At 36.5% G+C, this 8,864-nt stretch carries 9 protein-coding genes; all 9 read left to right on the forward strand.

Annotation, left to right across the window (positions count from 1 at the left end; all coding sequences use genetic code 11):
* The first annotated feature begins 69 nt into the window (after window positions 1-69).
* A complete protein-coding gene (efp, locus tag AC1VS3_RS01645; protein WP_008688463.1) occupies window positions 70-630 on the forward strand; it encodes an elongation factor P in 561 nt (186 codons plus the stop codon).
* Between the two features lie 118 nt (window positions 631-748).
* Window positions 749-1,687, forward strand: a complete 939-nt coding sequence (locus AC1VS3_RS01650) for a hypothetical protein (RefSeq protein ID WP_008688465.1) — start codon at window positions 749-751, stop codon at window positions 1,685-1,687.
* Window positions 1,684-2,340 carry a (d)CMP kinase gene (cmk, locus tag AC1VS3_RS01655; protein ID WP_008688466.1) on the forward strand — a complete coding sequence of 219 codons (657 nt, stop codon included), beginning with the start codon at window positions 1,684-1,686 and terminating at the stop codon, window positions 2,338-2,340. Before AC1VS3_RS01650 ends, cmk begins: the two co-directional genes overlap by 4 nt.
* A gap of 38 nt (window positions 2,341-2,378) precedes the next feature.
* Complete coding sequence (gene der, locus AC1VS3_RS01660; protein WP_026006721.1) at window positions 2,379-3,689, forward strand: ribosome biogenesis GTPase Der; 1,311 nt, start codon at window positions 2,379-2,381, stop codon at window positions 3,687-3,689.
* Between the two features lie 4 nt (window positions 3,690-3,693).
* Window positions 3,694-4,683: an NAD(P)H-dependent glycerol-3-phosphate dehydrogenase gene (locus AC1VS3_RS01665; protein WP_008688468.1), complete on the forward strand. Its 990-nt coding sequence runs from the start codon at window positions 3,694-3,696 to the stop codon at window positions 4,681-4,683.
* A gap of 99 nt (window positions 4,684-4,782) precedes the next feature.
* Window positions 4,783-6,375, forward strand: a complete 1,593-nt coding sequence (locus tag AC1VS3_RS01670) for a peptide chain release factor 3 (protein WP_008688469.1) — start codon at window positions 4,783-4,785, stop codon at window positions 6,373-6,375.
* Between the two features lie 62 nt (window positions 6,376-6,437).
* Window positions 6,438-6,623 carry a (2Fe-2S)-binding protein gene (locus tag AC1VS3_RS01675; protein WP_008688470.1) on the forward strand — a complete coding sequence of 62 codons (186 nt, stop codon included), beginning with the start codon at window positions 6,438-6,440 and terminating at the stop codon, window positions 6,621-6,623.
* 98 nt (window positions 6,624-6,721) lie between these two features.
* Complete coding sequence (gene spoIVA, locus AC1VS3_RS01680) at window positions 6,722-8,200, forward strand: stage IV sporulation protein A (RefSeq protein WP_008688471.1); 1,479 nt, start codon at window positions 6,722-6,724, stop codon at window positions 8,198-8,200.
* A 99-nt stretch (window positions 8,201-8,299) separates the two neighbouring features.
* Window positions 8,300-8,584 (forward strand): HU family DNA-binding protein, encoded by a 285-nt coding sequence (locus AC1VS3_RS01685; RefSeq protein ID WP_008688472.1) that lies wholly within the window; start codon window positions 8,300-8,302, stop codon window positions 8,582-8,584.
* Window positions 8,585-8,864 lie beyond the last annotated feature (280 nt).

Genomic DNA, 8,864 nt, shown 5'->3' on the forward strand with positions numbered 1-8,864 from the left:
AAAAAAAATTGACAAATACGATAAATACATTAAAATAGAATAGGATAAGTAAGGAAAGGTGAAAAGATTATGATCAGTTCTAATGATTTAAAACCTGGTATGACAATACAGCAGGACGGTGAAATTTTTGTTGTGCTGGAACAGAGTCAGAATAAAACTGCACGTAGTGCTATGGTTGTAAAAGCGAAAGTAAGAAACCTGAGAACAGGTGCAAATGTTGAATTGTCTTGGGGTGGAGGAGATAAGATTACGCCTGCACACATCGAAAAGAAAGAAATGCAGTATTTGTATGATGCAGAGGATGCTTTGGTTTTCATGGACAATGAAACTTATGAACAAATTGAGATTCCTAAGGAACATTTGAAATGGGAATTAAATTTTATGAAACCAAATGATAACGTGAATATTTCTATGTTTGAAGGAGAAATTCTCGGTGTTATTTTACCAGATAAAGTAGCTCTGCAGGTTGTTGAATGTGAACCAGCAGTAAAAGGTGATACTGCTACATCGGCAAGCAAAAATGCCGTATTGGAATCAGGATTGGAAATTAAAGTTCCATTATTCATTTCACAAGATGAAATGATCCTTGTTTCAACAGCAGACGGTAAATACTCAGGACGTGCAAAATAAGGAAAAAGCTGCGTGATGCGGCTTTTCTTTTTGTGAATCTTCACAAAAACTTCCCAATAAAAGTATTCAAGACCCTATATTTTTGATATAATAAAAGTTAGATTGGGAGGTAACTCGTATGGAAAAATTATCACGGGTCAAAAAATATGAAGATCTAAGAAAATCTATCGAAATGGATAATAATATAGATGCTACCGTTCAGGATGAATCACTTGCAGCTTCTGAAAACTTATTGAAGTCTTTTGATTCCTCTGTTTTCAAAAAAGTGGAGATCAAAGAAGAAGAGGAAACGCCGAAACGAGCAAAAGCATTTGACGATCAGGCAGAAACAAACAAGGAAAATCTGAATGATACTTTTACTAATGAGTATCTTGATGATTTCATCAAAGAGGTTCGTGATTATAATATTCGCAAAGGCAATCGTGAAAGTGAAGATACCGAAGTTGATATTTTATATCAATTAAATGCCGCCAATCGGGCCAAACGTACACGCTACATACAAGAAATAAAAGATGAAGTGCCAGAAATGGTCCAGGAAAGTCCGAAAACTGTATTAAGCAAAGAAGAAATTGCACAAGAAGTGAAAAATTTATTACGCGAAGATTCAATAGCAGAAGATGTGCAAGAAACAGTTGCTCCGCCTGAAACTACGGAGACGATGGAAACACTAATCTCTGATATTCAGGAGGAAGAAGCCCTTGAAATTGAGGAAACGAATGATGAAGCAATACCTGATGTTTCGCAAACGCAGCAGATAATTACAGAACCAGTTAAAAAAATTATAACTCCTGTTTATGAAGATGTTGAAGAAGAGGATGTACAGGAGATTGACGATGTACAGCCAGATAACACCTATCATAAGAAACTCATCGAAGAAACACAGCAGTTACGTGTTCAGATGGATGAATATGAAGAAGAATTAACAGATTTAAGTGATGGAGTCGAGAAAACGAATAAGTTATTAAACTTTGTTTTATGTTTTCTTATTCTTGTTTTATTAGTTGTTATAGGATTTATTGGATATTCCATTTGGAAAGCTGGAGGTTTTAATTTATGAAAATAAATATTGCAATTGATGGACCTAGTGCTGCCGGCAAAAGTACAATTGCGAAAATCCTAGCCAAAGAATTAGGCTATGCTCATCTAGATACAGGAGCGATGTATCGCTGTGTCGGCTATTATGCATTACAGCAAAAAATTAATATCGATGATGAAGAAGCGTTAGTGCATATGATGGAATATATGCAGATTAGTTTTGATGCGGATGGCAATGTTTATATCAATGATCAAGATGTATCTAAAGAAATACGTCAAAATGAAATTTCAATGGTAGCAAGTAAAGTTTCAGCATTTCCTAAAGTACGAAAACACCTTGTAAGATTGCAACAGGAAATGGCAAAGGATAAGGGATATATCATGGATGGGCGTGATATAGGAACCATCGTATTGCCGGATGCCGAATTAAAAATCTATATGGTAGCAAGTGTGAATGCACGCGCAAAACGTCGTTACAAAGAATATTTAGAAAAGCATATTGAGGCAGATTACGATGTGATATTCAAAGATATTGAACAACGTGATTATCAAGATATGAATCGCAAAACATCACCGCTTTGCAAAGCGAAAGATGCTATTGAACTTGATACTTCCGATATGACGATTGAAGAAGTTGTTTCAGCAATACATAAGCTGATGAAAGAAAAACTGTGAATGGAGGTGGCGTTTGACTGTGATGGTCAAACATGCATATGATTAGTGGTATCGTAGCGATCGTGGGACGACCGAACGTCGGAAAATCCACGATTTTTAATCGAATAATTGGTGAAAGAAAAAGTATAGTAGAGGACACACCAGGTGTTACACGTGATAGAATATATGGTAAAGCAGAATGGTTGACAAAAGAATTTCGGGTAATTGATACTGGCGGTATACAACTAGCCGATCAACCGTTTCGTGAAGAGATTAATATGCAAGTAGAAATTGCCATAGATGAAGCAGATACGATTTTATTTGTTGTCAATGGAAAAGAAGGTATTACCAACGATGATGAATATATTGCACGTCTATTACAGCGTTCACAAAAAAAAGTTATCCTTGCAGTAAATAAAGTAGATGATTTTGCCCAAAGTGACAGCATCTATGAGTTTTACAATTTAGGGCTCAGTGATCCAATCGCAGTTTCTGGTGCACATGGCATTGGAATTGGTGATATCTTAGATGCAATTGTAAACAGCTTCCCAGATAAGATACAGAAGGATTATGATGGAATGACGCGTTTCTGCGTCATTGGACGACCAAATGTTGGAAAGAGTTCGTTGGTAAATGCTCTTTTAAATCAAGAACGTGTTATCGTATCCAATATTGAAGGGACAACAAGAGATGCAATCGATACACCTTTTAAACGTGAAGGTAAGGAATATGTAGTAATCGATACTGCAGGTATTCGTAAACGCGGCAAGGTGTATGAGAATATTGAAAAATATTCCGTATTGCGTGCCATGAGCGCTATAGAACGAAGCGATGTGGTGTTAGTTGTCATTGATGGAGAAAGTGGAATTCGTGATCAAGACAAACATGTTGCTGGCTTTGCACATGAAGCGGGAAAAGGGGTTATCATCGTATATAATAAATGGGATGCTGTAGAAAAAGATGAAAAAACGATGAATCGTATTGAGAAAGAAATACGGACACAGTTTCAATACTTATCCTATGCACCAATTCTGTTTGTCTCTGCATTAAAAAAACAACGCATCCAGACAATTCTGCCGATGATTGACGATGTACATGATGCTTCCGTTTTACGCATACAAACAAATGTGTTAAATGAAGTTTTAATGGATGCACAATTAATGACTCCACCACCGACCCATAAAGGGAAACGCTTGAAAATTTATTATGCGTCGCAGGTGGCTGTAGCACCGCCAACGATTGTTTTATTCGTAAATGATCCAGAATTACTGCATTTTAGCTATAAACGTTTCCTAGAAAATAGCTTACGTGAAGCCTTTGGCTTTCAAGGAACAACATTACGTATCTTAGCAAGAGAAAGAAACAGGTGATCATATGAAGTGTGTAGTTATCGGCAGCGGTAGCTGGGGAACTGCATTAGCACAAGTATTATGTGATAATAAAGTTCATGTGACTTTATGGGGCAAAAATAAAAATGAAGTGGAGGATGTTGAACTGCATCATCAAAACAGTCGTTTTTTTCCTGGTGTCGTTTTGCATCCCAATTTGCATGCAACAACGGATTTGACGATTGTTAAGGACGCAGATGTAATCGTTCTCAGTGTACCTACGATTGCGGTTGAGGAAATGTGTCGTAAGATTGATACTTTATTAGAGAAATCTGTTATCATCGTAAATACAGCAAAAGGATTTCATCCAGAAACAAATGAGCGTATGTCAGAGGTGATTCGTCATGCTATGACACATTTATCAAGCGTTGTATCCTTAATTGGGCCTAGTCATGCCGAAGAAGTTGTCTTGCGAATGTTGACAACTATTTGTGCAGTATCACAAAATAAAGAAGATGCTATTTGCATCCAAAAACTATTTTCAAATGACTATTTGCGTGTTTACCGTGGCCACGATGAAATCGGCAGTGAAATTGGCGTTGCTTTAAAGAACGCCATCGCAGTAGCAAGTGGTGTGTTAAGTGGTGTCGGTTATGGCGATAATACAAAAGCCGCTTTGATTACCAGAGGACTGACAGAGATGATCCGCTATGGTGTGGCCATGGGCGGTAAACAAGAAACTTTCATGGGACTTACGGGAATAGGAGATTTAATAGTTACTTGTACAAGTAAACACTCTCGTAACTTTCAAGCCGGTTATGAAATAGGTATCCATAATTCAGCTGATTATTTTTGGAAAAACAATAAAAAGACAGTAGAAGGTGTGCGTACTGCAAAAGTTGTTCATGAAGTAGCCCAGAAACGCGGCATTGAGATGCCGATTATTAATGAGATATATAAGGTGCTATATGAAGGTAAAAAACCGAAAGATAGCGCACAAGAGCTTATGCTACGTGATTTAAAAGAGGAAATGTAAAGGTGGTTTATGAAAACTGCCTTTTTTTTCATCATCTGTGGATTTTCTTTTCAAAATCATGCTATAATAAGTAACGCATTGTAGTCAGGAGGAAATAATATGGCAGATTATGTCAATGAAATAAAGCGGCGAAGAACCTTCGCAATCATTTCTCATCCGGATGCTGGTAAGACCACACTGACTGAAAAATTATTATTATATGGTGGTGCTATCTTACAAGCCGGAAGTGTAAAAGGAAAAAAAGCAAATAAACATGCAGTCTCTGACTGGATGGAAATAGAAAAACAAAGAGGTATTTCTGTAACAAGTTCTGTTTTACAGTTTGAATATAATGATTTCTGTATTAATATTCTAGATACGCCAGGCCATCAGGATTTCTCTGAAGATACATATCGTACCTTAATGGCAGCTGATTCTGCTGTTATGGTTATTGATGCTTCAAAAGGTGTTGAGGCACAGACAAAAAAATTATTCAAGGTTTGCTTGTTACGTAAAATCCCTATTTTTACCTTTATTAACAAGATGGATAGGGCGGCAATGGATCCATTTAAGCTATTAGAGCATATCGAAGCCGAATTAGGCATTTCTACTTATGCAATGAATTGGCCAATTGGTTCTGGCAAAGAATTCAAAGGTGTATATGAACGTGATCATAAAAGAATTATCGCGTTTCATGGCGGCGATCATGGAATGAAAGCTGCTGAAGTAACAGAAGGGTCTCTTGAAGATGATACCTTCCGCAGCATTCTTGGTGATCATTTTTTTGAACAGTTACGTGAAGATAGTGAATTGCTAGATATCGCCAGTACTGAATTTGATGAAGCAGCGATTGCAAAAGGTGAATTGACTCCCGTATTTTTTGGAAGCGCCTTGACTAACTTTGGTGTTGAACCTTTCTTATCACACTTTTTAAATATGACCACCAGTCCTTTACCAAGAGAAGCCAGTGTAGGCGAAATTGATCCTTTTGATGAACATTTTTCAGCATTTGTATTTAAGATCCAAGCAAATATGAATAAAGCACATCGTGATCGTATTGCATTTATGCGTATTTGTAGTGGTAAATTTGAAAAGGGAATGGAAGTCTTGCATGTCCAACAAGGTAAAAAAATCCGTCTTGCACAACCACAGCAATTCATGGCACAAGACCGCGAAATTGTAGAAGAGGCATATGCTGGTGATGTGATTGGTGTCTTTGATCCAGGTATCTTCGCTATCGGTGATACTCTTTGTGATGCATCTTATAAATTTGAGTTTAAAAAAATCCCAACTTTCGCTCCAGAACACTTTGCTCGTGTTACGCAAAAAGATACAATGAAACGTAAGCAATTCACAAAAGGCATTACGCAAATTGCACAAGAAGGCGCAATTCAAGTGTTCCAACAAATCGATACCGGGATGGAAGAAATCATCGTAGGCGGTGTTGGTGTTCTACAATTTGATGTATTAGAACAACGTTTACAAAGTGAATATAATGTTGAGATTAAATTAGAGATTCTTCCTTATCAGTGTGTTCGCTGGATTGATGATCAAACATTAGATCCACATACGTTAAATCTTACGAGTGATACAAAACGACTAAAAGATCTGAAAGGTAAAAATCTTTTACTATTCATGAATAATTGGGGAATAAAATGGGCAACGGAACAAAATAAATCGCTATCGCTAAGTGAATTTGGCAATATGGAATAAAAATACCTGAAAAGGTATTTTTTCTATTGTTCGCACAATAATAACTACAGGAGGTAATTATCATGAAGGATGAAGATATTATTTGTACCTGTATGAGCGTATCTGTAAAAGATATACGCCAGGCCATTGATGAAGGTGCTAGAACAGTTCAAGAAGTACAAGATAAGACGGGTGCAGGAACCGTTTGCGGTGTATGTAATGAAGATTTAGAACAATGTGTTATGGAGTTATTGGCTCAACTACATTAAGAACCTTTCAATAGGTTCTTTTTCAATGTTCTTTCTTTGATTAGGCATAAACCCAGTGTCTTTATCATAAGTTTAGAATGACTAAGGGAGGACAAACTATGGATACCACAGAGATTTTAAAAAATATAGCTCAGCGATGCGGTGGTGATATATACTTAGGAATCGTCGGTCCTGTACGCGTTGGTAAATCAACGTTTATCAAAGAATTTATGGAAAAAGCCGTCATTCCATACGTACATGATGAATATGAAAAAGCCCGAATGATCGATGAACTGCCACAAGCTGGTGTTGGAAAGACGATCATGACCACAGAGCCAAAATTCGTTCCAAACAATGCCGCTACAATTGAATTTGATGATGGTTTTACGGTTAATGTACGTCTTGTCGACTGTGTTGGCTATGTTATACCAGAAGCAAAAGGATATAAGGATGAAGATGGCATTCGTATGGTAAGAACACCATGGAATGATGAACCAGTACCGTTTAACGAAGCTGCTAAGACAGGAACGCAAAAAGTAATTCAAGATCATTCTACCATTGGCATTGTAATTACAACAGATGGAACGATATCCGATTTATCCAGAGAGGCTTATATAGAAGCAGAGGCTGAAGTCATTGAGGAACTGCAAGCTATTGGAAAGCCATTTATTGTTATTGTAAATAGTGTAGACACAGCTTCTCCAACATGTAAAGCTGTTGTTGAAAAACTACAAGAGAAATATCAAGTTCCAGTATTAGCCGTTGCTGTGAATCATATGAGTGAAGCGGACATTCAGTATATTTTAAGAGAAGCTCTTTATGAATTTCCTGTATCGGAAATTAATATAAATATGCCGCAATGGATTGCTGTATTGAATGATGAACATTGGTTGAAAAAAAGTTTTCAGGATACCATAGAAGAAAGCATGTCCAGTGTCGAAAAGCTACGTGAAGTAGAGAGTATCACGGACATATTAGATACGAATGATAATATTGAATCAAGCAATATTGCGACCATTGATACTGGGCAGGGAATAGTGAATGTTGATATCACTATAAAATCTGGTTTGTACAATGAAATACTAAAAGAGATTATTGGTAAGGATATTAAAGATAAAGCGGAGCTTATATCCCTAATGCAAGACTATAGTAAAGCAAAAAGGGAATATGATGCTGTAAGCAGTGCCCTGAAAATGGTTAAACAAACAGGATATGGTTTTGCTAGTGCATCCTTACAGGATATCGCTTTAAGTAAACCAGAAATTGTTAAGCAGGGGAGCCGCTATGGTGTGAAGCTAAAAGCTGTCGCTCCAAGCATCCATATGATCAAAGTGGATGTTGAAAGCACTTTTGAGCCAATCATTGGTTCAAAGGAACAAAGTGAGGAGCTAATTCGCTATTTACTTCGTGATGAAGGTAAGAATGATGAAACTATCTGGGATAGTGATATTTTTGGTAGAAAGCTTTCCGATCTAATTCGCGATGGATTGAATGCAAAACTTTCAATGATACCGGAAGCAGCAAGAGCTAGACTTCAAGATATCTTGACAAAACTCGTTAATAAAGGAAAAGGAAATGTGATTGCTATCGTGTTATAACGATATAATTAGTCATAACTTTATTTGAATAATTAACGAAATATATTGAAAAAAAAGCCTTCAAATGGTATCATATATCTATGTTGGAGGTAATTAGACATGAGTGAAATCTTAAATAAAAAAGCATTGGTTGAAGTCGTAGCTGAAAAGCTGGAAATGACAAAAAAAGATGCAACAGTTGCTGTTGATACAGTATTTGAAGAAATTACAAAAACACTGGCAGACGGCGGAAAAGTTGATTTATCTGGATTCGGTAAATTCGAAGTAGCTGAGCGTCCAGCTCGTATGGGTATCAATCCTGCTACAAAAGAACCATTACCAATCGCTGCATCAAAAGCTCCTAAATTTAAAGCTGCTAAAGCTCTGAAGGATGCTGTAAAATAACAATGTTTAATAAAAGGGATGTTCTTTATCAATAGAATACCCCTTTTTATTTCACAATAGAGTAGGTTAGTTGATTCATGTTATAGTTACTTATATTACTTTTAACTTATAAAATTGTTTTGTGTACTACCTGTGCTCTTATAATAAGCATAAGCGATTATAAGTATTACGAATTCGTTTTTTGTTTATTCCTTGAATATTATTCTAATTATACTTATCCTAATAGAGATGTGTAGTAGTAATTAAAAAGAATGCAGGTATCTTGAGCTATACATATTAC

The sequence above is a fragment of the Longicatena sp. genome (assembly GCF_982403165.1).